The sequence below is a fragment of the Paenibacillus sp. 598K genome (assembly GCF_003851045.1).
In the GTDB taxonomy this organism is placed as follows: domain Bacteria; phylum Bacillota; class Bacilli; order Paenibacillales; family Paenibacillaceae; genus Paenibacillus_D.
Map to the genome: position 1 here is coordinate 1 of NZ_BFBX01000104.1, position 23,593 is coordinate 23,593.

At 55.6% G+C, this 23,593-nt stretch carries 25 protein-coding genes and 1 riboswitch; of the genes, 24 read left to right on the plus strand and 1 reads right to left on the minus strand.

Annotated elements, in window-relative coordinates:
* The 10 genes from PA598K_RS36550 to map all read left to right on the plus strand — a co-directional run.
* Positions 1–1,030 (plus strand): hypothetical protein (locus PA598K_RS36550; protein ID WP_185602242.1); only part of this gene is annotated, 1,030 nt, incomplete at its 5' end.
* Positions 1,031–1,040: 10 nt separating this feature from the next.
* On the plus strand, positions 1,041–2,132 hold the full coding sequence (pilM, locus tag PA598K_RS26510) for a type IV pilus biogenesis protein PilM (RefSeq protein WP_185602243.1): 1,092 nt from the start codon (positions 1,041–1,043) through the stop codon (positions 2,130–2,132).
* On the plus strand, positions 2,129–2,710 hold the full coding sequence (locus tag PA598K_RS26515) for a hypothetical protein (RefSeq protein ID WP_128659837.1): 582 nt from the start codon (positions 2,129–2,131) through the stop codon (positions 2,708–2,710). The genes pilM and PA598K_RS26515 overlap by 4 nt, the downstream gene beginning before the upstream one ends.
* Positions 2,707–3,342, plus strand: a complete 636-nt coding sequence (locus tag PA598K_RS26520; protein WP_128659838.1) for a hypothetical protein — start codon at positions 2,707–2,709, stop codon at positions 3,340–3,342. Before PA598K_RS26515 ends, PA598K_RS26520 begins: the two co-directional genes overlap by 4 nt.
* A 275-nt stretch (positions 3,343–3,617) precedes the next feature.
* A riboswitch (cyclic di-GMP riboswitch) is annotated at positions 3,618–3,710 on the plus strand.
* An 87-nt stretch (positions 3,711–3,797) separates the two neighbouring features.
* A complete protein-coding gene (locus tag PA598K_RS26525) occupies positions 3,798–5,666 on the plus strand; it encodes a DUF342 domain-containing protein (RefSeq protein ID WP_128659839.1) in 1,869 nt (622 codons plus the stop codon).
* Positions 5,659–6,684, plus strand: coding sequence for an HD-GYP domain-containing protein (locus tag PA598K_RS26530; RefSeq protein WP_128659840.1), 1,026 nt, complete (start codon positions 5,659–5,661; stop codon positions 6,682–6,684). The genes PA598K_RS26525 and PA598K_RS26530 overlap by 8 nt, the downstream gene beginning before the upstream one ends.
* Positions 6,685–6,759: 75 nt before the next feature.
* Positions 6,760–7,338: a hypothetical protein gene (locus PA598K_RS26535; RefSeq protein WP_128659841.1), complete on the plus strand. Its 579-nt coding sequence runs from the start codon at positions 6,760–6,762 to the stop codon at positions 7,336–7,338.
* A 190-nt stretch (positions 7,339–7,528) separates the two neighbouring features.
* Positions 7,529–7,714, plus strand: coding sequence for a hypothetical protein (locus PA598K_RS26540; RefSeq protein ID WP_128659842.1), 186 nt, complete (start codon positions 7,529–7,531; stop codon positions 7,712–7,714).
* 183 nt (positions 7,715–7,897) lie between these two features.
* The gene (locus tag PA598K_RS26545; protein WP_128659843.1) at positions 7,898–8,083 is read left to right on the plus strand and encodes a hypothetical protein; all 186 of its coding nucleotides are present in this window, start codon (positions 7,898–7,900) and stop codon (positions 8,081–8,083) included.
* A 182-nt stretch (positions 8,084–8,265) separates the two neighbouring features.
* Positions 8,266–9,036, plus strand: a complete 771-nt coding sequence (map, locus tag PA598K_RS26550) for a type I methionyl aminopeptidase (RefSeq protein ID WP_128659844.1) — start codon at positions 8,266–8,268, stop codon at positions 9,034–9,036.
* Here map and PA598K_RS26555 read toward each other — a convergent pair.
* Entirely contained in the window at positions 9,027–9,791 is a 765-nt protein-coding gene (locus PA598K_RS26555; protein WP_260405629.1) for a hypothetical protein, read from the minus strand. The two genes, map and PA598K_RS26555, sit on opposite strands and share 10 nt — an antisense overlap.
* 539 nt (positions 9,792–10,330) lie before the next feature.
* Between PA598K_RS26555 and coxB the strand changes: the two genes are divergently transcribed.
* From coxB to PA598K_RS26625, 14 genes are all read left to right on the plus strand, one after another.
* Positions 10,331–11,380: a cytochrome c oxidase subunit II gene (gene coxB / locus PA598K_RS26560; RefSeq protein ID WP_128659845.1), complete on the plus strand. Its 1,050-nt coding sequence runs from the start codon at positions 10,331–10,333 to the stop codon at positions 11,378–11,380.
* Positions 11,381–11,447: 67 nt separating this feature from the next.
* Complete coding sequence (gene ctaD / locus PA598K_RS26565) at positions 11,448–13,253, plus strand: cytochrome c oxidase subunit I (RefSeq protein WP_128659878.1); 1,806 nt, start codon at positions 11,448–11,450, stop codon at positions 13,251–13,253.
* Positions 13,250–13,870 carry a cytochrome (ubi)quinol oxidase subunit III gene (locus PA598K_RS26570; protein ID WP_128659846.1) on the plus strand — a complete coding sequence of 207 codons (621 nt, stop codon included), beginning with the start codon at positions 13,250–13,252 and terminating at the stop codon, positions 13,868–13,870. The genes ctaD and PA598K_RS26570 overlap by 4 nt, the downstream gene beginning before the upstream one ends.
* 3 nt (positions 13,871–13,873) lie before the next feature.
* The gene (locus PA598K_RS26575; protein ID WP_128659847.1) at positions 13,874–14,197 is read left to right on the plus strand and encodes a cytochrome C oxidase subunit IV family protein; all 324 of its coding nucleotides are present in this window, start codon (positions 13,874–13,876) and stop codon (positions 14,195–14,197) included.
* Positions 14,198–14,297: 100 nt separating this feature from the next.
* Positions 14,298–15,200, plus strand: coding sequence for a cytochrome c oxidase assembly factor CtaG (gene ctaG / locus PA598K_RS26580; protein WP_128659848.1), 903 nt, complete (start codon positions 14,298–14,300; stop codon positions 15,198–15,200).
* Positions 15,201–15,666: 466 nt separating this feature from the next.
* Complete coding sequence (locus PA598K_RS26585) at positions 15,667–16,959, plus strand: S1 family peptidase (RefSeq protein ID WP_128659849.1); 1,293 nt, start codon at positions 15,667–15,669, stop codon at positions 16,957–16,959.
* 402 nt (positions 16,960–17,361) lie between these two features.
* Positions 17,362–18,072 (plus strand): hypothetical protein, encoded by a 711-nt coding sequence (locus tag PA598K_RS26590; RefSeq protein WP_128659850.1) that lies wholly within the window; start codon positions 17,362–17,364, stop codon positions 18,070–18,072.
* 21 nt (positions 18,073–18,093) lie between these two features.
* A complete protein-coding gene (locus PA598K_RS26595) occupies positions 18,094–18,480 on the plus strand; it encodes a GntR family transcriptional regulator (RefSeq protein ID WP_128659851.1) in 387 nt (128 codons plus the stop codon).
* Positions 18,481–18,501: 21 nt separating this feature from the next.
* Positions 18,502–19,428: an ABC transporter ATP-binding protein gene (locus PA598K_RS26600; protein ID WP_128659852.1), complete on the plus strand. Its 927-nt coding sequence runs from the start codon at positions 18,502–18,504 to the stop codon at positions 19,426–19,428.
* A 2-nt stretch (positions 19,429–19,430) separates the two neighbouring features.
* A complete protein-coding gene (locus PA598K_RS26605; RefSeq protein ID WP_128659853.1) occupies positions 19,431–20,333 on the plus strand; it encodes an ABC transporter ATP-binding protein in 903 nt (300 codons plus the stop codon).
* A complete protein-coding gene (locus PA598K_RS26610) occupies positions 20,326–21,603 on the plus strand; it encodes an ABC transporter permease (protein ID WP_128659854.1) in 1,278 nt (425 codons plus the stop codon). The genes PA598K_RS26605 and PA598K_RS26610 overlap by 8 nt, the downstream gene beginning before the upstream one ends.
* Positions 21,604–21,809: 206 nt before the next feature.
* Complete coding sequence (locus tag PA598K_RS26615) at positions 21,810–22,334, plus strand: FmdE family protein (protein WP_128659855.1); 525 nt, start codon at positions 21,810–21,812, stop codon at positions 22,332–22,334.
* The gene (locus PA598K_RS26620) at positions 22,331–22,987 is read left to right on the plus strand and encodes a phosphate starvation-inducible protein PhoH (protein WP_260405630.1); all 657 of its coding nucleotides are present in this window, start codon (positions 22,331–22,333) and stop codon (positions 22,985–22,987) included. Before PA598K_RS26615 ends, PA598K_RS26620 begins: the two co-directional genes overlap by 4 nt.
* Entirely contained in the window at positions 22,975–23,580 is a 606-nt protein-coding gene (locus tag PA598K_RS26625) for a hypothetical protein (protein ID WP_128659856.1), read from the plus strand. Before PA598K_RS26620 ends, PA598K_RS26625 begins: the two co-directional genes overlap by 13 nt.
* Positions 23,581–23,593: the final 13 nt, after the last annotated feature.

The window sequence follows — 23,593 nt, forward strand, 5'->3', positions numbered from 1 at the left end:
GGTCATCCAGGGCGATCTGCGCGTCCGAGGCGATATGACCTTGGGCCAGATCGGCGACGAGGTGCTGATCGAGGGCGATCTGATCGTAGGGGGCAAGCTGACTGTCAGCGGCCGCAAGCTGACGGTGCAAGGCGATGTGAGAGTAGGCGGACAGCTCGAGATTCAGCAGATCTATCATGAGATGGCGGTAGGGGGCAGCGTCCTGGTGCGGGGCGATGCCGTCTTCAGCAACAATATGGAGCGGCTGACGGTCGGCGGCGATCTCGTCTCGGCGGCGCGTCTCGTCTTCCCCCGGATCCATACGATGACCGTCGGCGGTACGATCAGCGCAGCCTCCGATCTGACGTTTGGCGGTTATGTGGCCGAGTTCAACGTCGGCCGCTGGCAGGACGGGGGGATCGTTCCGGGTTCAGCGCCTGGCTCGCTCATCTCTGGCGCGCGCCTGACGATGAACGGCACCGGAACGATGCGGGTGAGCGGCTCCGTCAGCGCGCCGACGCTTGTCTTTGGCGGAGAGGTCAAGGTAGTCAACCTGGGAGGCTCGCTCATTACGAACAGCAGCATCATGGTTGCCTCGGAGGTTGTCGATTGGCAGATCGGCGGGCATATGGTGGTGGGCGGGACGATCGACCTGCGTTCGCTGCGCTCGCTGCAGGTCGGCCAGTCCGTCTACACGAGCGATGTGCTGGTGTTCGCAGACGTCAAGGAGAAGGTAACCGTCGGCGGCTCGATCATCGCCCGCAGCGAGATTCGCTTCTCCAATACCGTCGCGCGGCTGGAGATCGGCAAGGATATGATCAGCTACGGCTCGATCAGCTTCGAGAGCATCACAGGCGCCTTGCGGGCGGAGGGCTTCCTGATGGCGCTGGAGGATATCTCGTTCAACAATAATATACACAGCGCGAGCAACCGGTTGGGCGGATTTTATGCGGGACGGCGAACGTCCTTCCCTAACTGGTATCAGTGGGGCTCGGGCAAGGACGCCCTGTGCATCCAATACAAAACGCCTGACATCCAGGTCGTCAGATGAGGGGATCGGCATGAAGCAGAAGCAGAAGCAGAGAGCGTGGAAGCTCCCATGGGGGAGCCATACCGCACGTGGCATCGAGATCGGCGAAGATCGCATCCGGATGTGCGAGATCGAGCAGAGGCAGGGGCAGGTGCGCGTGTTGAACTATGTGACCGAGGAGCTGCCGACAGGCGCGATGGATGACGGGCGGATCAAGGATCGCGCGGCGCTCGCCGCCGCCCTGAAGCAGGCTGTCGGCGCAGCCCGGTGGAGAGGGCGCTCCGTCCACCTGGCGCTGCCGAGCCAGACGGTGATGATCCGGATGATCCGCATGCCGGATGTCCCGGACAAGGAGATGCGCAAGCTGATCCAGTTCGAGCTGAATCATCGGCTCCATCTGCCCTTCGAGCAGCCCGGATTCGACTTCGTCATCCAGCCGGTCCGTACGGATGGGCAGGAGGAGGCCGCGGGCGCTCAGGACGATTGGCTCTCGGCGGACGACGCAGCGGCTCAGACCGATAACCGTCTGCGCGAGGTGATGCTGCTCGCTGCGCCGCTGGAGCTGCTGGATACCTATGCGGGTCTGCTGGAGGAGGCGGGACTGCAGCCGAGCAGCATGGAGGTCAAGGCGTTCTCGCTGCTGCGGCTGGTGCAGCGCGCCGGTCTGGAGCGGAGCGGCGTCTGGCTGATGGTTGATGTGAAGCGAGACAACAGCGATCTCTCGATCATTGATCACGGCGTGATCAAGGTGACCCGCAACGTCGAGATCCGATTCGACGCGCCGGGCGAGGAGACCTCGAGCGATCCCGACGATCCGTTCGCGGCGCTGCTCAGTCCGCAGATGAGCTTCGCCAATACGGCGCAGGAGCTGATCTCCGAGCTGGAGCGGCTGATCAACTTTTATCGATATTCGCTGCATCACCGCGAGGAGCAGTTCCATGCGGTCATCGTCAGCGGCGATATCGCGGGGCTAGAGGAGCTAACCGAGCGGCTGGCGCGCGGCATGACGCTGCCGGTCAGCCTGCTGGCGTGGGCGGAGCCGACACCGGCGGACGCCGGCGGCTGGGACAGCTCGCGCTATGCGGTGCCGCTTGGACTGGCGCTTAGGGGTAAGCAGCGATGAGACGAGAGATCAACCTGCTGCCCCGCAAGCCGTTTGTTGTCCGCTATCGGCTGACGCTGCCGGTCGGTATCGCGGCTGCAGCGGGACTGCTATTGCTCTGGCAGGCCATGCTCCTCTACGCGTGGGCGGCTGACCGCGAGCTGGCGGCGCAGCAGCTGGCGGAGTGGGGAGCGGAGCGGAGCCGGCTGGAGGCGGAGCTGGCCGCGCTCCCAGCGGCGAAGGAGCAGAGCGCCATCGCTACGCTGCTCCGCGAGCTGGAGGCCGGGCAGCGGGATTGGCTGCCGGTGCTGACGTCGCTGATCGACCCGTTGCCGGAGGCGGCGCGTGTGGCCAATATGGGCGTCAACGCAGCGGGAGAGCTAAGCGCCGAGTACGAATTTGGCGATGAGACGTCGGCGCTGTCATTCGTCCGTGCGGTGGAGCGGCTGCCGTTGTTCGAGACGGTCAATATCGACATGTGGAAGCGCGATGCGAGCCGTCGAACAGGCAGTGGCGGCGCTGAAGGGGCGAGCGCCAAGCCGGTCATCCGGCTGATCCTGTCGATGACGCTGGCAGGTCGCGAGGGGGTGGAGAGATGAGCGGGTATCGGAGGCTCGTAGAGAAGTGGCGTCGCAAGGAGGCGCCTGTAAGGCTGCTGCTCACCGGTTGCGCGGCGCTGCTCGCGCTGGTCGCGATACTGGTCGGCGGCGTCCTCCCGCAGTGGCGAGAGACCTCGTCACAGCTGGCGGCGCGGGATCAACTGGAGCAGGAGCTGGCGCAGCTGCATCAGCTTGCTCAGGACCGAGGCGGCGACGTTGAGGCTGCTGCTGCAGATCCGTCGGCGCGTATCCCGCAAGGGCTGGATCTGGCAGGCATGCTGGAGGAACTGCTGGGGCTGGCCGAGAGCGCCGGTCTGAGCGTCGGGGATATCAGTCAGCGCAAGACAGCCGTCTCCGCGCCCCAGGCGGATCTAGCTGGTCCGCTGCGGCAAGCCGAGATCGAGCTGACCGTGCAAGGCGCGTTGCCGCAGCTACTGCAGTTGCTCGGAGATATCCAGCAGACCGAGCGGCTGCTGTCGATTACGGAGTGGCATTACCGCAAGCTGTCTCCTGGAGAGGCCCAATCGGCTGGGTCACAGGCGGAGGACGGCGACGGGGCCCAGACTTCGGATCGCGGGACGCCGCAATATACGATGACGGTGCTCGTGAGCGGGTATGGCAGCGCGAATTAGTGCCGCGCCGCGTGGACGCATTCACAAGTGCGCAAACTTTCATTGGATGACAAGGCCCCTTCTCGAGGGGGCATATACGTGCCCTGGAGGTCGCCCGAACTTGTAGCGAACTGGACACAGGCACGCTCCGGCACTACTGGAATCCGATGTAAATAATTATGACAAATGGCGATTGACACCATTTTACCAGTTGTCTATAATACTTATAGACTATGTGTCGAATTTTGGCGTGATTATTTATAGTCATGAAGAACTAAGATATCATATGAATTCTACTGCGAAAAAGGCAAACCCGGCGAAAGTCGGGGACGCAAAGCTACAGACCTAAGGGGTCCGGCGAGGATCCTATCGGTGGCTGAGTTACCGAATAGTAGGGACTAGTAGAACAGCAAAGCTATCCCTTTCTATGTGGGTTGGCTTTGCTGTTTATTTTGCGTGGAAGGAATGTGATTCCTATGTCTTCTCGGATGTCGGAGGATCAACTGTTCGAGTTGATCAGCCAGTTAGAATTGGAAGAGGATGAGGGAGCCATGCACGATTCGCGGCCTCCCTCTATTGGTATGCGCTCTTATCTGAAGGTCGAGGATAATCGGATTCACCTCATCTCCGCCGGCGAAGAGGGCGAGGATCCGTTCATCGAGGCCGCGCCTCCATTGCGATTGAAGATCAACGGCGAGCTGCTGAGCGGACGACGCCAGGTACGCCCTGACGATCTCGTCGAGTGGGAGCTGGAGGAGACGCCGCAGTTCCAGATCAAGTATTCGCCGGACAAGATGCGCGCCTGGTTCGTGCTGATGGCCCGGGAATGCCGGGTCCTGCGGCTGCAGGATACGCCGGTCAGCACCGATCTGCTCGTCCAGGCCGAGCCGGTGCCTTATGCGCTGCCTCAGCGGTTGACCTTGATCGACATCGTGCCCGAGCTGGAGCAGTCCAAGCTGGTGCAGGTCGATTATCAGGCGATCCAGCGCGAGCTCGACCAGCCGACCTACCAGCCGGTGCTGATCGCTATCGGCAAGGAGCCGACATTGGGGCGAGACGCCTCGCTCGAGATTTATTTTAAGGAACAGATCGTTAGCGAGTTTGAGGAAGTCAACGGGATGATCGATTATCGCAATCATCTGAAGATTCCGTCGGTGAAGGCGAACGACCTCGTCGCTCGCAAAATACCGCTGGTCCCGGGGGCTCCAGGGAATGACGTATTTGGCGCGCCTATCGATCCGCCTCGTGCCAAGGACATCATGATGGTAGCCAAAAATCATATTCGCATTACTAATTACGAGGCTTACGCGCTCAAGGAAGGCAGACCGCGGATTACCGGCGAGCGCATCAAGCTGATCGACATCACAACCACGCATGTCCTGCCGGGCGACGTAGATATGAAGACGGGCAACATCGTCTTCTCCGGCGATGTGATCATCTATGGCAATATATGCGACGGCATGATCGTCGAAGCGCTAGGCGATATCTATGTGATGGGCAACGTCTACCGCGCGACGGCGACGGCGACGGGCAGCATCTACATCAAAGGCAATGCGATCGGCAGCCATCTGTATTCGGGTCATTACGGCGTGCTCTTCAACCGGCTCTGCACACACTCGGGCAGCCTTAACAGTCAGCTGCAGCTGATGCGCAATACGATGAAGCAACTGAGCGCACTGGCAGAGGCTCGCAAACAGACGGTATCGCCGCGGCAGATGTTCCAACTGCTGCTGGAAACGAAGTTCAAGCAAATCCCCCTCACCATCAAGGAAATCCTGCTTTGTATCTCTAACATCCAGCAGATCCAGAACGGACAGCTCGGCGTGCTGAAAAACAAGCTGCTGGAGCTGATGCAACGGCCGGTCGTGGTAGAGGTCAATCTGAACAAGATGCTCGACGAGCTGCAATTTATCCTGATCGAAACCGTTGACTCCATCAAGCGATGCGAGGAGTTGAACGTGCGCACCGAGTTGCAGCAATGCAACATGACCAGCATCATGTCGGGCGGCGATATCGTCATCAAAAAGCAAGGCGTCATCCAGAGCCAGCTATTCTCCAAAGGCAATATCGTATTCCATGACCAGGAAGCGGTCTGCCGGGGCTCGCAGCTCGAGGCGGAAGGGGCGATCCTGGCGATGACCGTCGGCGGCAAGTCAGGGGGCAGCACGATGCTCAAGGCGGGGGAGAAGATCGTCGTCTCCCATATGTACGAAGGCCGGGTCGCGGTCGGACGGTTTGCCAAGGATATATTGGAGCCGGTGGAGCATATGGAATTCCGGGTGCGGCAAAATCGCCTGGTGATGCATTCAACGCTGGATAGAAACGAGGAACCGGATCATGCCTGATGCGCAGTGGAGTCACATGCAAGCATTGGTCGGGCGGAGACTGAACAAAAATATATACACCAAACAAGACGTATTGGCTTGTCCGGCGCACACGGTACTGACCGAGCAAATGCTGCGCAAGCTCATACAACTGGGCGTCGAGCTGCAAGCGGAGGATGTAGAGTCGCGCGCCGATACGATCGATCGGGTTGTCGAGCATGCGGTGAAGGAGATGAAGGGGATCTTCCACTTCGCGAGGGAGAGCGGACAACTCGTCGTCGACGATATCCGCGTCCATGTCGTGCCGACGATCCGCCAGAGCGCTGAGGCGGGTATGCTCTACCAGATGCTCAACCGGCTGCAGCTCGAGGACGACGTCACCTGCCGGCACAGCATCGCTGTCGCGATGGTCGGGGTACTGATCGGCCAATGGCTGCGACTGTCGGAGGAGGAGATTGGTCTGATCGCCGCTGGCGGGTTGCTCCATGATGTGGGCAAGCTGCGCGTGCCTGCGGAGATCCTCAACAAGCCGGGACGGCTGACGGAGGAGGAGTTCGCCGAGATGAAGCGGCATACCGTCTATGGCTACGAGATGCTGCGCGGCGAAGAAGGGGTCGAGGAGGACGTCGCGCGTGTCGCGCTCCGTCATCATGAACGGCTCGACGGCAGCGGCTATCCGTATGGGCTGAAGGGCGAGGAGATCGATCGGCCGAGCCGTATTATCGCAGTCGCGGACGTGTTCCATGCGATGCTCTCCAAACGCGTCTACAAAAACGAGCTGCCCTTCTACCAGGTCATCAAGGAAATTGCCCATTCGGCATTTAGCCAATTCGACGCAAGCGTTGTCGCTGTATTCGCTCGCAAGATGATGGAGACGATGATTGGCAGTCAGGTCATCCTGAGCGACGGGCAGATCGGCACGGTCATTTCCGTTCATCTTCATGACCCCGCCAATCCGTTGGTCAGGGCAGGAGAGCGGTTTTATGATCTTAGCGTGATGCAGGAGCTGCATATCGTCCATTTTGTACCAAATTCTTGATTCGCGTTTCGAGAGGACGAATTGTGTTTATATAGATAGGTAAAAATAAAAAACTTCTTGAAAGAGGATACGTACATGATGAAATGGCTCCAAAGGCTGTTGATCGGCCTGCTGCTGCTGATCGTGCTTTTGGGCTTGGGCCTGTGGGGCGGCCTTCGCTATGTCGCGCCTCAAGAGTCGCTGGACCTGGCTGCGGAGCCGTTGCGTCTGGGCGACAAGGCGCAGGAGTTGCTCCGAGGAGGACGACTGGAGCTGTTGTTGACCGAGGCGGATGTGGAATCGCTGATCAAAAGCGAGCTGCAGGCTAAACCAAAGGTTACGGCCGAGGCAGAGATAACAGGCGCGCGTATCGAGCTGTCTGGCGATCGGGCGATCGTTCATGCTAACGTGATGTACCGCGAGCAGATACCGATCGGCGTAGTGGCCGCATACCGTCTGTCCTGGCAAGCGCCTGCGCTGGTTGCCGAACCGGAGTCGTTGCATGTTCGCTCGATTCGTCTGCCCTCCGACCAATTGGATACGCTTCGCTTTTCATTTGCGGATCAGTTGCCCGATTTTCTCGAGATCGGGGAGGTGACGTTTGAGTCGGACGGTGTCCGCATCGCGCTGAAGAGTGAGTTCAGCCTCGAGGACCTGCTCGATCGTCTGCCGTGACGACAGCTGTATCGTCTGCAATGTTCGGATGGACGGATAGGTTCTCGCGATTAGTCGCTGGTACTGGCATCCTGCACGTAATGGACACATATAATGAATCGGGTCTCCGATTGAAACGTTTGCCTCACATTTGGTATAATTAACGTACTGCAAATGGGGCATGATAAGCTAGACGAGGGGGCGACGGATCATGGTGGATGGATGGATGACCTGGCTGCTTGTGGCCTTTGGCATTATCGTGGCCGTTGCCGGCGTCTACGCTTATTTTCGCCTGATCTCTGCAACTTCGGCAGACGAGCAGACGTCTATAGAGGAGGAGCGTCACCAGGCGGCGGAGCGAGAGGAGCGGCTGTTTACCGACCGGAAGGAAGGATAGGCGGGCAGATGTCAGACTATTCAGAACCGGAGGGAACTGCTATAATGGTGGCAGGAAATATAACTTAATATCTAACCCATGGATGACCTTCACAAACGTGTGGATCGCTTGAACTGAAAGATATGTTGTGTATACTCGTACATTGCATTAGGACGACCATCCGATATTACGGGAGGGGATTTCATGGCCAAACGAAGCCATAATGAAGTCAAGGACAGTCTGAGTGAATTAACGAGAATTTTTCAGCCGAAGGACCCCAGAAAATTTGTAAAGGATTATATCCGCAAATATCGGATAACCGGCGGATATGAAGATGAGTTGACCATGCTTGTGGAGCGCGAGCTCGGCAAGATCAATTCGGTTAGCTAATCCGGCGCGTCGCGCGGCCGCGTATCGCGTATATAGACCAGACCTTGAACAACTGCACCCTTTTTTCGGTGCGGTTTTTTTGTGCGTGGATCGAGGCCTGTCCTTGAAATAATCGGTCGCTCGCTCGAATAGCGTGAGAGAAAGAGGCGTCTGACGGGGGACGTAGTATAGGAGGCTGAACAATGGGGAAAGCAAAGACTAGCGAGGAAATCAGACGAATCGCGAGAGCGGGCCGTCTCGTCGCCGCATGTCATCGCCAAATCAGGGGGTGGCTGGCGCCAGGCATCAGCACGGCCGAGATTGATCGGCGCATCGAGCGGTACATCCTCAGCCGCAACGGAAAAGCGGCGCAAAAGGGCTATAAAGGCTATCCCTATGCCACATGCGCATCTGTAAATGATGTCGCATGTCACGGCTTCCCGGACGAGCGGCCGCTGACCGAGGGGGATGTGGTGACGTTCGACCTGGTGGTGGAGCGAGACGGCTGGCTGGCAGATTCGGCCTGGAGCTACCCGGTCGGCGCCATCGATCCGCGAAGCGCGCATCTACTGCGCACGGCCAAAGGGGCGCTCTATGCCGGTCTAGTCGCAGCCCGGGCAGGGAACCGCATCGGCGACATCGGGCACGCAATCGAGACGTTTGTGTCGAGGACCGGCTGCCGCGTCTTGCCGGGCTTCGTCGGGCATGGCATCGGGCGGTCGCTGCACGAGCCGCCCCAGGTGCCGCCGACAGGTCAAGCGGGTACTGGAGCCAGACTGGTGGAAGGCATGGCATTGACGATCGAGCCGATTATTACTGTCGGTCAGCCCGATACCTGGCTTGCGAGGGATGGCTGGACAGTGCGGACCCGTGACGGCGCCCGCGCCGCCCAGTTCGAGCATACGGTGGCCATTACAAAGGAAGGGCCGCGCATCCTGACGCGCAGGCCTCGCGCTCCCCGTCGTCAGCGCTGAGCCGCAGCATTAGCCTTGAGCTGTCTGAGCCGCATCGGCGGCTTGCCGCTGTCTGCGAATTCGTACTCGGCCAGCTTGTTGAACTCGGTCAGGTACGGCTGCAGCGGCCGGCCCATCCACGTCTCGCGCGCATAATCGACCAGTTCGTTGACGAAATGGCGATTGGCCGAGATATGCACCTCCTGGACATACGGACTGAGCTGTCGGAGCTTGACCGCGATCGTCTGCTTGAGCTCGGCCGATATGCGTTCATGATCGCTGACCGACAGGTACGAGTTAAAAGGGGTGACAAGATCGCGATTATCCCAAAACGGGCTGCCGTTTTCGATGTTGTAGACGCCTTTGCCGCTACCGGTGTTGTTTTGTTCCTGAGCTTGTCTGCCGCCCTTATTTTTGGTGCCGACGGCAGTCCAGTCGAGCACCAGACCGACATAGGCATTTTTATCGGTGAGCATAACGACGGCTGCCGCCACCCCTTGCGTCTTGGACAGCTTCCTTGAGAGCGCATAACTGTATTCGACATGACTGTTTTGATGCCGATCCGGCTGATTGCCTACAGGTCCGTACATGCGGTCGCCGAGCATTTTGGGGTCATTCGCTTGTTGGGAGCCGTAGTCGTATTCGCTGTCTTGCACCTTGCGTGTGTAGTTGCAGCCAGTGATTGTTGTCATTGCCAGGATAGCGGCGACGAGGCAGGACATGAGGTACAGTTGCTTCATCGCAGCTCTACAGAGATCGTCAGATTTTGTCTTCATGAGTGCTCCTCCTACAACCCAAGGCTTTCCGAAGGAGAAGATGCTTCGGAAGCAAGGACTAAGTTTAATGTAAGGATAGGGTTTGCAGCGCAAAGTGAATTATGCGCACGAGCTTCATACATAATTGGCCATGGCATCGGCGCACAATAAATGAAGGAAAAGGACGTCCCCGAGCGATTCGCGAAGAGGCTGGAAGGCTAGAAAAACCGGGAGTTTGACAGCTTTGAGAACAATTTGTGAACTGCGGTGTGATCATTGACAAAGTTGGGGTTCAACTTTATATTTAATAAAGTGATTCTGTTTGCTGGGATAGCCATGTCATCTGGGCAAAACACGCAGTATGCAGCATGCCGCAACAGCTCGCATCCAGGCGAGCCAAGCGCTTCAAACAACCGATAACACTGTCGAGTATTGACGAGCTCGACCCGATAGCTCCGCGTAGACGGGGCTAGCCTTTTGTAGGGGTGTTATTGGCTGGAGGAACCAGCGCTGGGCATTGCACCGCCAACTGTAGAAAACGTTTAAAGTGGGGTAGATCAATGATGAAACGGTGGCCTGTAGTAACACGGCTTCTGCCTCTGCTGGCAGGGCTTGCGCTTCTGTTGTCCGCCTGCGGCCGGGAGGACCTGTCCGCGCTCAGACCGCAGGGGCCGGTAGCACAACAACAATACGGACTTATGCTTTTGTCGATTTCCATCATGGTAATCGTGGTCGTCGTCGTATTCGCGCTTGCGATCTACGTGCTGATCCGCTTCCGCCGCCGCAAGGGAGACGATACGATCCCGGTGCAGGTGGAGGGCAACCATAAGCTGGAGATCATCTGGACCGTCATCCCGTTGATGCTGCTCGTCGTGCTCGGCGTACCTACGATCCAGACGGTATTCGGTCTGGCGAAGGACTACAGCAAGGACGAAGAGGCGATCCAGGTCAAGGTGACCGCGCACCAATACTGGTGGGAGTTCGAATATCCGCAATACGGCATTACCACTGCGCAAGACCTGATCATCCCTGAGGGCAAGATCATCTCCATCGAAGCGCAGACGGCTGACGTTATCCACTCGTTCTGGATCCCGTCGCTCGCAGGCAAGATCGACACCAACCCTGCCGGCAACGTCAACCGCATGTACTTCCAGGCGGATCGGACAGGCGTATTCCTCGGCAAGTGCGCCGAGCTGTGCGGACCATCCCATGCCAACATGGACTTCAAAGTGAAAGCGGTCGATGAGGCTTCCTTCGAACGCTGGACAGCCGCGATGGCTGCGCCTGCCGTCATGCCAGAGGATGCTGCTGTAGCCGAACTGCTGGCAAGCCAATGCCTTTATTGCCATGCAATTGGAGAACAAGGTATTGATCTTAACCCTAACTTAACTGGGATCGGCAGCCGCGAGACGATTGCTGGAATTCTTGTTAACGTGCCTGAGGGAGAAGCGAAATACAAAAATGAAGGCACAGTTTATGAGAATTTGAAACGCTGGCTTAAAGATACAGATGCAGTTAAACCAGGGAATTTAATGGGCCAAATGGACCTGACAGATGATGAAATAGATGCTATTGCCAAATATTTGGCAGAGCAGAAGTTAGATTATTAATTCACGGGGTTAGAAGGAGGTACCAACTTTGGCTCATGGACACACGGTCAAACGCTACACCGGTCTGATGGACTGGATTACAACGGTTGACCATAAAAAAATCGGGATCCTGTATTTGCTCGCGGGCGGATTCTTCTTCCTGATCGGCGGCCTTGAGGCCATCCTGATCCGGATCCAGCTCTGGCGTCCAATGAACGACTTCTTAAGCGCGGATATGTTTAACCAGATGATCACGATGCACGGGACGACGATGATCTTCCTCGCGGCCATGCCGATCTTGTTTGCTCTGATGAATGCGATCGTGCCGCTGCAGATCGGCGCGCGCGACGTCGCCTTTCCATTTCTGAACTCGCTAGGCTTCTGGACGTTCCTGTTCGGCGGCATCCTGCTGAACATCAGCTGGTTCGCAGGCGGAGCGCCCAATGCGGGCTGGACGTCTTATGTGCCGCTGGCCAGCCCGTTGTACAGTGAGACGCACGGCGTTGACTTCTATGTCATCGGCTTGCAGATCTCAGGTATCGGTACGCTGATCGGGGGGATTAACTTCCTCGTAACGATTATCAACATGCGCGCTCCGGGCATGAGTTTTATGCGGATGCCAATGTTTACCTGGGCGATCTTCGTTACGTCTGCGCTGATCCTGTTCGCCTTCCCGGCTCTGACGGTCGGCCTGGCAGCGCTTATGTTCGACCGGTTGTTCAGCGCGAATTTCTTTAATCCCGAGCTGGGCGGCAACGTCGTCCTGTGGGAGCATATCTTCTGGATCTTCGGACATCCTGAGGTATATATCCTGATCTTGCCGGCGTTCGGCATCATATCGGAGGTTATCGCCACGTTCTCGCGCAAGCGGCTGTTCGGTTACAGCTCGATGGTATTCGCGACCGTGCTGATCGGCTTCCTCGGCTTCATGGTATGGGCTCACCATATGTTCACCACCGGCCTTGGCCCGGTAGCGAACGCGCTGTTCTCTATCGCCACGATGCTGATTGCCGTACCTACGGGGATCAAGATTTTCAACTGGATTTTTACGATGTGGGGCGGTTCGATCACGTTCAATACCGCCAACCTGTTCGCCATCGGCTTTGTGCCGACGTTCGTTATGGGCGGCGTCACCGGCGTTATGCTCGCAGCTGCGCCTGCTGACTACCAGTATCATGATACGTATTTCGTTGTCGCTCACTTCCACTACGTTATCGTAGGCGGCCTGGTGCTTGGTATCTTCGCCGGCCTGCATTACTGGTGGCCCAAGATGTTCGGCAAGATTCTCAACGAGACGCTTGGCAAGATTACGTTCTGGACGTTCTTTATCGGCTTCCATCTGACGTTCTTCGTCCAGCATTTCCTCGGCTTGATGGGGATGCCGCGTCGGATCTATCAATACCTGGACGGCCTCGGCTTCAACGGCATGAACCTGGTCAGTACGATCGGCGCGATGCTGATGGGCGTCGGTACCATTGTATTCCTCATCAACATCGTCATCACAGCTGCAAGAAAAGAAAAGCTGTCCGCAGATCCGTGGGGAGACGGCCGTACGCTGGAGTGGACGATCCCATCGCCTCCGCCGGAGTACAACTTCCTGCAGACGCCGCTCGTACGCGGCTACGACGCGCTCTGGAAGGAAAAAATGGACGGCAACAAAACCGTTACGCCAGCTGAGCCGATCGGTCCGATCCATATGCCGTCGCCATCGATTCTGCCATTCTTCATGGCTCTGGGCCTGTTCATCGGCGGCCTGGGCTTTATGTTCCATCAATACATCGTCGGCGGCGCTGGCTTGGTCATCGTGTTCACATGTATGACGCTCCGCTCGCTCTACGATGATCATGGCTACCATATCGAGGTTGATGAGCTTCAGAAAGGGGTGAAAGCATGAGCGCGCATACGCATGTAGACGGCCAACTGCCTCATGAGCCTGAGAAGGCCACCCTGGAAGGACGCAATAAGGTTCTCGGCTTCTGGCTATTCCTTGGCGGTGAGACGGTATTGTTCGGCACCTTGTTCTCCGTCTACCTGGCCCTGCGCGGCCAGGTGCTCGATGGCAACCCGACAGCCAATGAGCTGTTCCAGCTGCCGCTCGTTGCATTCGCGACGTTCCTGCTCCTGACATCCAGCTTGACGAGCGTGTTCGCCATCCAGGCGATGCATCGCAACAACGTCAAGTCGATGATTACCTGGTTGATCGTTACGGTTGTCCTTGGTTTCGCATTCCTTGGGGTCGAGATCTACGAGTTCTGGCATTACGTTCACGAAGGCCACGGCTTTACGACGAGCGCCTTCAGTTCATCCTTCTATACGCTTGTCGGCTTCCACGGCGCTCACGTCTTGCTAGGCGTCGCCTGGATCTCGCTCCTGATCGGTCAAGTGTTCAAGAAGGGCCTCAATACCGTTACTGCACCGAAGATTTATGTAGCCGGTCTTTACTGGCACTTTGTCGACGTCGTGTGGGTATTCATCTTCACCGTCGTCTATCTGATGGGAAAGGTGGGCTAAGCGATGGCAGGCAACCATTCCAACGCTGCTGCTGAGGGCAAAGCCAAACGGCATCGGGTCGAGGGGCCGCAGAAGCATATTGTCTCCTACATTTTCTCGATCCTGCTGACCGTGCTTGCTTTTGCCGTCGTCGCTGCAGGAGAGATCAACACGACCTTTACGTACATCATACTGGTCGGGATGGCTATTCTCCAGATTTTCGTCCAGATGGCTTTCTGGATGCATATGAAGGATCGTGGGCATCTGCTCCCGATCATCGGCATCATCTTTGGCGTCGTCATCGTGCTTTCGATGGTCGTCATGGCCCAATTCTGGACTTGGTGGTAAGCTTAACAGTCGGATAGCTTGAAGAGAGGAGGGTCATGTGCGACCTCCTCTTTTTTTCAAAGTTTGGCTTGAAAACCTGAATGAAAAAGGGGAATCCATAATGCTTGGATTACAATACTTCAGCTTTGAGGAATTGTGGAGCCCGATCGTCATGTTCTTCTATGCAGCATTAATCATACTCTATTTCTACCTGATCGGCCCATGGCGCGAGCGGCATTTCCCGGCGGAGCCAGCCGCTACGCTCAAGCAGAAGCTGCTGTTTCTTGGCGGTGTGCTGCTCTACTACCTCGCCCAAGGCGGCCCGCTTGAGCTGCTAGGCCATATGATCTTCTCATTTCATATGACGAATATGGCGATCTCCTATCTCGTCGTGCCGCCGATGATCTTGCTGGGCCTCCCCACCTTCGTGTGGCGAGCGTTCTTCAGCAAGCCCTTCTGGCAACGGCTGCGTCCGATGATGCATCCGTTGGTGACGTTGGTGCTGTTTAATGTCTTGTTCTCGGTGTACCATGTGCCGGAGGTTCACGAATATGTGATGCTCAACTTCACCTTGCATCGCATCTATTACTTCGTGCTGCTGGTCGCGTCGTTTATGATGTGGTGGCAGATCGTCAGTCCGGTGCCCGAGTGGACGAGGCTGAACGGCGTCAAGAAAATGGGCTATATTTTTGCCAATGGCGTCTTGTTGACTCCGGCTTGCGCGCTCATTATCTTCTCGCCGCAGCCGCTCTACCCGATGTACAACGATCCAGCGATCTGGGTCCAGGCGATGGGCTATTGCATCCCCGGCGATACGGGATGGTTGCTCGAGCAATTCAGCGGGCCGGAGTTTTTCAACTTCTTGCCGCCGATCGAGGATCAGCAGCTGGGCGGCGTCATTATGAAGCTCGTGCAGGAGTTTATGTACGGGGCGATTCTGGCGTATGTGTTTACCCAGTGGTACAAAAAGGAACATGGCGAGTCGAACGATGGATTGCCTAATACCAATCCGGAATTTCAATAAATTTATATTCTTATATGTAGGAAACAACACCATTGATAAGCATAATGATTGTAGATAGTTAGAAATTTAAGACCGATTGAAACAGACTTCTTTCCCTTAGATTGCTATCTGTTTTTCTTCAACGAATGACATATCAACAATCTACTCATTTTTTGCTTGTTTGGATTTCAACGGCTCGTAGCACCGGATTTTAGCTAATTAAGTTAAAAATTAATAGCCTAATCCTTTCTTTAAACAGAAGGGATTAGGCTATTTGTATTCACCAAAAATATGTTTAATAGTATCAGGGCTTTTTTGTAACCAAAGGGGATAGCTTGTTTTTATCGAAAAGCATGTGAGGGAAAGCTTATATTCATAAATTTAATGAGGATGATATTAAAGAGATTAATATTTTCTAATCTTATATTATATGGAAACAAGCGCTTTTGTATGGTAAAATCAAGAAAACGAAAAAGGAGTTGAGATTATGAAAAGAATTTCTTATTTGTTATTGTCAACGGTTTTGTTTTTTGGATTTTCTGGAGCTTTATCGGCAAATTCTTTTTTTGTTAATCAAGAAGAGAGCGCATACAATCTTCAACACGAAGCTAATCTGAAATTTCGCAAGGAATTTGGATTAGAGCAACGCATGGCTTCAGCTAAAACAATGACGAGTGTCATGCTGATATCACCCAAGTATGGAGTCTATCTTACCCCACAAGAAGAGAGAGAATTGGATATCAGGTTGGAGAAGCAAGAAAGAATCGTTCCTAACCTCAAAAGGTATATTGAAGAAAAATATGAAGACAAGTTAGGAATGATGTATATTGACCAATCAGACGGAGGGAGTATTAACATTGGAATAGATAGTGAAGAAATGTTGAGCAATTATGATCAGGAAAATGTTAAAGAACTGTTTGGCGAAGTAGGGGAAATTAACTTTTTTGAAGCTGAAGCATCTGAAAAAGAATTAGATGATTTGCATATGAAAATTGCAAGTGACATAGATATCTTGTCTGAAGAAGGAATAAAAGTGCATTATATTGATACAAATTTAAAAAAACAAATTGTAGAGGTTGGTCTTGAAAATCTCGATGAGGAAATAGAACGTAAGTTCAAAGATTATTATTCAGATAGAATAGAATTAAAGATTTCTGCTCCTAGCCAGCCAGATAATCGCGCTGCGACTTACACTAATTTGCAAGCAGGTATTAGAATAAATACTTGCACTTTAGGATTTAATGCTCGCTCAGGTGCAGCTAATCCAAGTTATTATGCCATAACTGCAGCTCATTGTGGTAGCCTAGGGACAACTTTCATGCAAGGAAGTAATAATATTGGAACAGTCATTAAAAGAGTGTTTAGTAATGGGGTTGATGCTATGGCTATTGGGCAAAATACAAATTTAACATATACAAGAAATCTATACACCACTGTTAGTAACGGCGGATTTTTTTCAACTAGGCAGCCTCTTTCGCAAACAATTGTTGGACAAGCTGTTTTTATGTCTGGTCAGGCATCAAATACTGTAACTTCAGGAACAATTGTAAGTTTAAACAGAACAGTTACTTATCCATCTGATGGCGCTATAAGTAATCTTATTGCAGCTAGTTATTCTAGAACTGGGGGCGATAGTGGGGCGCCAGTCTACAATTCTAATATGCTTATGGGGGTTCACAGCGGGCATGTTGGAAATGATGCTTTATATTCTCAAATAGAACGTGTGATTAATCAACTTAATGGCACATGCTCGAACTGTTTTATCCCCATACTTCAATAGATTTAAGCACGCGTAAAGGAAGTGATTCCTTGACTGAGGGCAGGCATTATTATCCGAATTTGCTTTGCAACATTAATACCAATAACAGGTTTAATTATTTCCTTTCACCACGATGCTTCCAACTCCACAGTTTCGCTTGGACATGAGGCCAATGTCTCAACCAACTGATTCGTGATACTTGGTGGCAGTGGTTTCCGAGGCTGTTCAAAAAGTCAGTGAGGGCTGATCAATGGACTGCTCTCTTGCTTAAAAATTTATTTCTACAGGGTCCCCCGCAACGAAAGAGCAAGCTGCGAAGCGAAGCTCCACGTTGCGGGGTTATTTTGTGTTGACAATACAACAAGGTGTGATTATACTGTGTATAAAGATATATACAGTATGATGACTAAGGTGGTGTAATCCTTGACGAGCTGGCAAAGCATATGGCGGTTTGCGATGTATGAGTTGAAGCAGGAACGATGGGGGCTTTTGGTCAGCCTGTTGTTCTATAGCTACCTGATCGTGATCATTATCGTCGCAACTGGAGATGCAAGGCCCTTTGACGGCAACTCAACGTGGATCGGCAACTTTTTATATCTCTCCTTGCTCCCGATGTTTGGCTTTGCGATGTCGCGGACGATGATGCGAGTGATGTCGGATGACTCGTATACGCATAAGGTGGCGTACTGGCGCAGCTTGCCGATCTCCTCGCACATCATCGCCAGCAGCCGGATAGTGCAGTTTCTGATTGTGTTCACCGTCGGTTGGCTGTATCTGTTTACGGTCAGCTTCCTGTTCGTCGGCTGGATCCATCAGCTGGGACTGTGGACGGCGATCGGCAACGCGCTAACATGGTATGGATACGGCGTTGGTGTAGGTACATCCTTTCTCATCTTCGAACTGGGCGTGTCCGGCAAGCAGTATATGGGAGTTTCCATGCTCTATATGATTGGTATCTTGGGACTGGCGATCGGATTGCACTATGCGCAGTTCAGCCTGCTGGAGGAGATCGCGGGCGCGATAGCACAGGGCGTCTGGTGGCTGCCGCTGGTTGCATTGCTGGCGGGGGCTGGGATAGTCGCAGCTAACTATATGCTCATCCGCCGCAGGATCGAACACCGTAATATCTATTAAGTCCTGATAGGTGGTGAAGCCGTGTGGAGAACGATACAGATTAATGAACAGAGCGCGGAGCCGCTCTATCATCAGATTGAAGTGCAGCTTCGCGCCTTGATCGTCAGCGGACAGCTCGAGGAGGGAGCGCTGCTCCCGTCGATTCGCGAGTTCGCTCAGCAGCTCAAGTGCAGCGTCATTACGATCCGGCGGGTCTATCAGGACTTGGAGGCGCAGGGGCTGCTCAGGACGAAGCAAGGAACGGGAACCTTCGTAGCCAAGGTTGATGCCTCCGACCGGGATCGCCAACGTCTCGTGAACGTCATCCAGGCGCTCGAAGAGGCGGTAGCGGCGGCCCGGAGGGTGCAGTGCAGCGACGAGGAGCTGGAGCAATTGTTCCGCGATGCGCTGCGAAGACATGGGGACTAGCCCTAGAGAGGAGCGACAGTTATGCAAGAGCAAGAGGTAGTCGTCCAGCTCAAGGATGTCAAGCTTTCGCGAGAGCATTTCCAGCTCGGACCGTTGCATCTGCAAGTACCGCAAGGCTATATTACAGCGATCGTCGGGCCTAACGGCTCAGGCAAGAGTACGACGTTCCGGATGCTGCTCGGCATCTCCAAGCCGGACCAAGGCGAGGTCGAGGTGTTCGGCCAACAAGTGAAGCCGGATGCAGACATCGACTTCAAGCAGCGCATCGGCTATTTGCGGGAGGACAGTCAGCCGTTTGACAGCTCGATGCGGGCAAGAGACAAAGCGGTCTTTGCCCGGATGTGGTATCCCGGCTGGGATGTGAACCGATATCGTGAGCTCGGGCACCTGTTCGATGTCGATGACAGTCTCAAGCTAGGCAAGATGTCCAAAGGGATGCGACGCAAGTTCGAGCTGGCGTTGGCGCTCGCCCATGATCCTGAACTGCTGCTGCTCGATGAGCCTTCCTCGGGATTGGATCCGATCGCCTGGCGGACGATGATCGATGTGTTGCATCGACACATGGAGCGGGGGGATCGGACGATCCTGATGGCATCGCATATCGTCGAAGAAGTGAAACGGCTGGCTGACTACATCGTATTTATGATTCATGGGCAAGTGATGGGCGTCTTCGAGAAGGATGAGCTGTTCCGAAGCTGGCAGTACCTCTACGTCCGAGCATCGGAGAGAGAGGTCCGGTGGGAGGAGATGCCGGGCTACAGCAGTCGGGAGCCGGCAGGCGCCGATGTGGTCAAGCTCGTCACCAGCGAAGCATGGAACGCCGAGTCATGGCTGCAGGAGCAAGGCATCGCGGTTCAAGCCAGGCATGTGCTTGAGCTCGATGATATATTGGCAGAGCTGGTCGCGCTACGCGCCCTCCGCTCGCCGTCCAGAATGAAAGGGGTATGAGGATGAAACCGTTAGTGGTAGATAATGTGTACAAACAGTACGGCGACAAGACAGCAGTGAACGGAATCCGCTTCGAGGTGGAGCGCGGAGAGATCTACGGTCTGCTCGGCGCCAACGGCGCCGGCAAGACGACGACGATGCGGATGGTGCTCGGACTGATCTTCCCGGACGAAGGCAAGATCCTCTACAACGGCAAGCCTTACAGCCGAGAGCAGCTGAGCATGCTCGGCTATCTGCCGGAGGAGCGCGGGATGTATCCGAAGGTCAAGATCAACGAGCAGATCACCTATCTCGCCCGTCTGCGGGGCATGTCGCAGAAGGACGCGGACAAAAATCTGAAGGAATGGCTGGAGCGCTTCAACATCACCGAGTATTACGGCATGAAGGTGGAGGAGCTGTCCAAGGGCAACCAGCAAAAAATCCAATTCATCGCAGCCGTCATCCATAAGCCAAGCATCGTCATCCTTGACGAAGCGTTCAGCGGACTGGACCCGGTCAATGTCGAGCAGTTGAAGGAGACGGTCAAGGAGCTGCGCGACAGCGGCACGACGATCCTGTTCTCGACGCACCGGATGGAGCATGTCGAGGAGCTGTGCCGCAACATGACGATCCTGCACCGCTCGAACACGGTACTGCAAGGCAATATCAAGGGGATCAAAAAGCAATTCCCGCGCGAGCGCGTCATCCTCGGCACCGAGGGCGAGCTGAAGGGACTGGAGAGTCTCGGAGGCGTCCGTCAGGTGAAGCGGATGGAGAACGGCTACGAGGTGCTCATCGAGCGCCCCGAGACGGCGCAGGACCTGCTGCGGCATGCGATGGCGCAGACGGAGCTGACACGCTTTGAATTGATGGAGCCCACGTTAAATGAAATCTTTATCCGATCGGTAGGTGGACGTAATGAGTAACTTCTGGACGGTTGTCGGCTTTACGGCCCGCAACAAGATGCGCACCAAATCGTTTATTGTGACGACGCTCATCATCTCTCTGATTATTAGCATCGGCGTCAATCTGCCCTTTATTATCGATCGCTTCAGCGGCGATGGCGCAGGGGACGGCCCGACTGTCATCGGTTATGTCGAAGGCCAGGCGCCGCAGGTCACTGGACCGCTAGGCGCTTACTACGAGCGGCTCGGCGACGATGCCGACCTGCAGCTGGCAGCGTTCGCCGATGAGCAGGCGCTGCGCGATGCGATCGCCGAGGGCGCGATTCGCGGCTACCTGACCTTCGAGGGTCAGGGCGGGACGTTCCCTGAGGTGACGTACAAGGCGGAGTCGCTGGGAGGCGGCGCTACAGCCTCGCTCATGCCGGCGCTGCAGACGATCCGCAACGATCTGATCCTCGAGGAGTCGGGCCTGACAGCGGAGCAGCGCGCAGCGTTGATCGAACCAGTCGCGCTTAACACGACGCAGATCTCCACGGAGACCGGCGCTGAGACCGAGGGCGGCGAGACCGGACCAAGCGGACTTGCGCTAGGGTTCGTCTATGTGACGATCATCCTGCTGTTCATGGGCATCTTCATCACGAGCCAACTGATCGCCACCGAGGTGACGGCGGAGAAGAGCTCGCGCGTCATGGAGATACTGGTGACGAGCGTGGCGCCGCTGACGCAGATGTTCGGCAAAATCTTCGGGATGTTCCTGGTCGGCACGATGCAGATCGCGACCTTCGTACTGGTCGTTATCGTCAATGCTTCGCTGCCGCATAACCAGGAGATGCTCTCCGGCTTCAACATCAACCTGTCCGAGCTGGACCCGATGATGTACGTCTATGCGATTATTTTCTACTTTGGCGGCTACTTCCTGTATGCGACGCTGTTCGCGGCAGTCGGCTCGATCGTCAGCCGCACCGAGGAGCTGGCGCAGGCGCTGACGCCGGTGACGATCCTCTCGATGGCCGGCTTCTATATCGGCATCTTCGGGATGAGCGCGCCGGGCTCGACGCTCATCAAGGTCGCTTCCTTCATCCCGTTCTTCACGCCGTTTGCGATGTTCCTGCGGGTCGGCCTCACCGAGCCGGCGGCATGGGAGATCGCGCTGGGCATCGGCATTCTGCTCGCCAGCATCTTCGTCTTTGGCTGGCTGTCGGCCAAGATCTACCGTACCGGCGTTCTCATGTACGGCAAGCGTCCGAGCTGGAAAGAGATCCGCAAGGCGATGAAGGCGTACAAAATTTAATACAACTCACGATCCCGTCCGACGCTTAGGCGCAGGGCGGGATTTTTTGTGTGAGCTCGGGCAGGAGCATCCAGATTTCTCCTTCACAAATACGCCCCATTAATGATATTGATATTCATTATCAATAATGATATTGTAGTTGATAATCCTTCTCATTTGTATATTTCTCATCTGCAACAATATTTGATGGAAGAGGTGCAACAAACGTGTCAACGATCCGAATCAAAGACAGGGGAGAAGTGCTCAACCTGTCCTTCTCCGAGCTTCGCAACTATCATGGAAATCTGGCGTTGATGGCGATCGCGGTCGGTTACCGGGTTGTGCAGGCGGCATTCGCCGAGCTGTACGGCGAGGAAGCGCCGGAGCGGTCCAGCCTGTCGGTACGCTCCGGCCATGCCGGGCCGGGCTTCCGCGATGCCTTCGAGTTCACGACCCGAGCGGTCACTCGCGGCGTCTATACGGTCGATGTCGATTACCCGATTGCTCAGTATGACCCTTACCGCGCGCAGTCCTATGCCTTCGTCATCTCCGACCAGGATGGCGCTGCCGTCGAAGTCGCACTGAGACAAGATTTCCTGCCGGCTGCATTTTATGCCTATCTGAAGCGCGGGCGCGAGGGTACGATGACAGCGGAGGATACGGCTGCCAACGAACAACTGAAGCGCGAGCTGTGCGAGCGGGCGCTGGCGCTGCCTCAGGATGAGCTGCTGCTCGTAGAGAGGCTGTCATGAGCATGCGCCAAGTCCCGGATTATCTATTCCTCGACTCGGGCGCGACCTTTGGCCAACAGAATGGGGGAGGGTGCGGACAGGCAGCGAACGGTAAGGTGCTGGACCAGTACGAGCTGCCCCTGTACGATCTGGCGGGAGCAGGACACAAGTATCTGATCATCGATGAATTCGTGGATCAGGAGATGCTCTACGAGGAACGGAGCGCTGTCGCGCAGTTTCTCGATCAGGGCAATATCGTGATTTTTTGCGGACATCTGTTCCGAGCGTGGCTTCCTGGCGCCGGGATTTTCCTACCGAAGGCGATTCACAGTCATCTGGATTATAACGTAGAGGTGTTGTCCCATCCGATCTTCGAGGGCGTGCTGTCCGAGGACCTGACGTTTAACCGCGGAGTGTCGGGCTTTTTTGCGCGCGGGCATCACCCGCTGCCGGAGGGCGCGGAGGTGCTGCTGCGGCTGGCGGGAGGCGAGCCGATCACGTATATCGACCGGCAGAGCAGCGGAGGGACGATCCTGCTCCACTCGGGCCGCAATCTGCTCGGTTACCGCGGCTGGGCGAACAGCGCACGACGAATCGCCCCCCAGCTGGAGCGATTCCTCGACCAAGAACACCGGCAGCTGCAAGCGAAGGGGGAACAGCCATGCGGAAGATAGCTGTGCTCTACGCCGGCAGCGCCCATCAGCATCGTACATTCACAGAGCCGAAGTATGCGCAGTATATCGCGCAGTTGGCTTACTTGCCAAAGCTGGACGAGCTCGATCTGGATCCGTTCGATGTGCTCCTGGTGCCCTCCCAGATCAATCAGGGCATGGTGGAGCGGCATCTGGCGCAGATCCGCAGCTTTCTGGACAAGGGCAAGATTGTCGTCGCGCTCGGAGCGCAGCCGAATCCCTGGTTTCCGGGCCACGGCTGGGCGTCTCGTCCTACCAACTTTTGGTGGTGGCTGGAGCCTGGAGCGCAGAGCGGCCTCGTACTGACCCGGCCAGAGCATGATCTGTTCCGATACATTACGCTGGAGGACGCGACCTGGCATTATCATGGCGTGTTTTTCCCGCAGCGGGAGGTCGATTCGCTCATCGAGATCGAGGGCGACGGTTCGATCCTCTTGGTGGACAAGCTGAGCACGCCGGGGACGCTCGTCATGACGACGCTTGACCCGGAATATCATTACGGCTCGTATTTCATGCCGGCGACCGAACGCTTCCTCGACGGCTTTTTGCCCTGGCTGGCAGAGGGCCGCATCTAGGATGCGGCCTGCA

Excerpts from the sequence above, each read along its gene's own strand:
- PA598K_RS26520 (WP_128659838.1), top strand. The coding sequence starts at position 2,707 with ATGAGCGGGTATCGGAGGCTCGTAGAGAAGTGGCGTCGCAAGGAGGCG.
- ctaD (WP_128659878.1), top strand. The coding sequence starts at position 11,448 with ATGGACTGGATTACAACGGTTGACCATAAAAAAATCGGGATCCTGTAT.
- PA598K_RS26575 (WP_128659847.1), top strand. The coding sequence starts at position 13,874 with ATGGCAGGCAACCATTCCAACGCTGCTGCTGAGGGCAAAGCCAAACGG.
- map (WP_128659844.1), top strand. The coding sequence starts at position 8,266 with ATGGGGAAAGCAAAGACTAGCGAGGAAATCAGACGAATCGCGAGAGCG.
- PA598K_RS26605 (WP_128659853.1), top strand. The coding sequence starts at position 19,431 with ATGAAACCGTTAGTGGTAGATAATGTGTACAAACAGTACGGCGACAAG.
- PA598K_RS26555 (WP_260405629.1), bottom strand. The coding sequence starts at position 9,791 with ATGAAGACAAAATCTGACGATCTCTGTAGAGCTGCGATGAAGCAACTG.
- PA598K_RS26515 (WP_128659837.1), top strand. The coding sequence starts at position 2,129 with ATGAGACGAGAGATCAACCTGCTGCCCCGCAAGCCGTTTGTTGTCCGC.
- PA598K_RS26620 (WP_260405630.1), top strand. The coding sequence starts at position 22,331 with ATGAGCATGCGCCAAGTCCCGGATTATCTATTCCTCGACTCGGGCGCG.
- PA598K_RS26525 (WP_128659839.1), top strand. The coding sequence starts at position 3,798 with ATGTCTTCTCGGATGTCGGAGGATCAACTGTTCGAGTTGATCAGCCAG.
- PA598K_RS26530 (WP_128659840.1), top strand. The coding sequence starts at position 5,659 with ATGCCTGATGCGCAGTGGAGTCACATGCAAGCATTGGTCGGGCGGAGA.
- PA598K_RS26610 (WP_128659854.1), top strand. The coding sequence starts at position 20,326 with ATGAGTAACTTCTGGACGGTTGTCGGCTTTACGGCCCGCAACAAGATG.
- coxB (WP_128659845.1), top strand. The coding sequence starts at position 10,331 with ATGATGAAACGGTGGCCTGTAGTAACACGGCTTCTGCCTCTGCTGGCA.
- PA598K_RS26625 (WP_128659856.1), top strand. The coding sequence starts at position 22,975 with ATGCGGAAGATAGCTGTGCTCTACGCCGGCAGCGCCCATCAGCATCGT.
- PA598K_RS26545 (WP_128659843.1), top strand. The coding sequence starts at position 7,898 with ATGGCCAAACGAAGCCATAATGAAGTCAAGGACAGTCTGAGTGAATTA.
- PA598K_RS26600 (WP_128659852.1), top strand. The coding sequence starts at position 18,502 with ATGCAAGAGCAAGAGGTAGTCGTCCAGCTCAAGGATGTCAAGCTTTCG.
- ctaG (WP_128659848.1), top strand. The coding sequence starts at position 14,298 with ATGCTTGGATTACAATACTTCAGCTTTGAGGAATTGTGGAGCCCGATC.
- pilM (WP_185602243.1), top strand. The coding sequence starts at position 1,041 with ATGAAGCAGAAGCAGAAGCAGAGAGCGTGGAAGCTCCCATGGGGGAGC.
- PA598K_RS26585 (WP_128659849.1), top strand. The coding sequence starts at position 15,667 with ATGAAAAGAATTTCTTATTTGTTATTGTCAACGGTTTTGTTTTTTGGA.
- PA598K_RS26570 (WP_128659846.1), top strand. The coding sequence starts at position 13,250 with ATGAGCGCGCATACGCATGTAGACGGCCAACTGCCTCATGAGCCTGAG.
- PA598K_RS26540 (WP_128659842.1), top strand. The coding sequence starts at position 7,529 with ATGGTGGATGGATGGATGACCTGGCTGCTTGTGGCCTTTGGCATTATC.
- PA598K_RS26535 (WP_128659841.1), top strand. The coding sequence starts at position 6,760 with ATGATGAAATGGCTCCAAAGGCTGTTGATCGGCCTGCTGCTGCTGATC.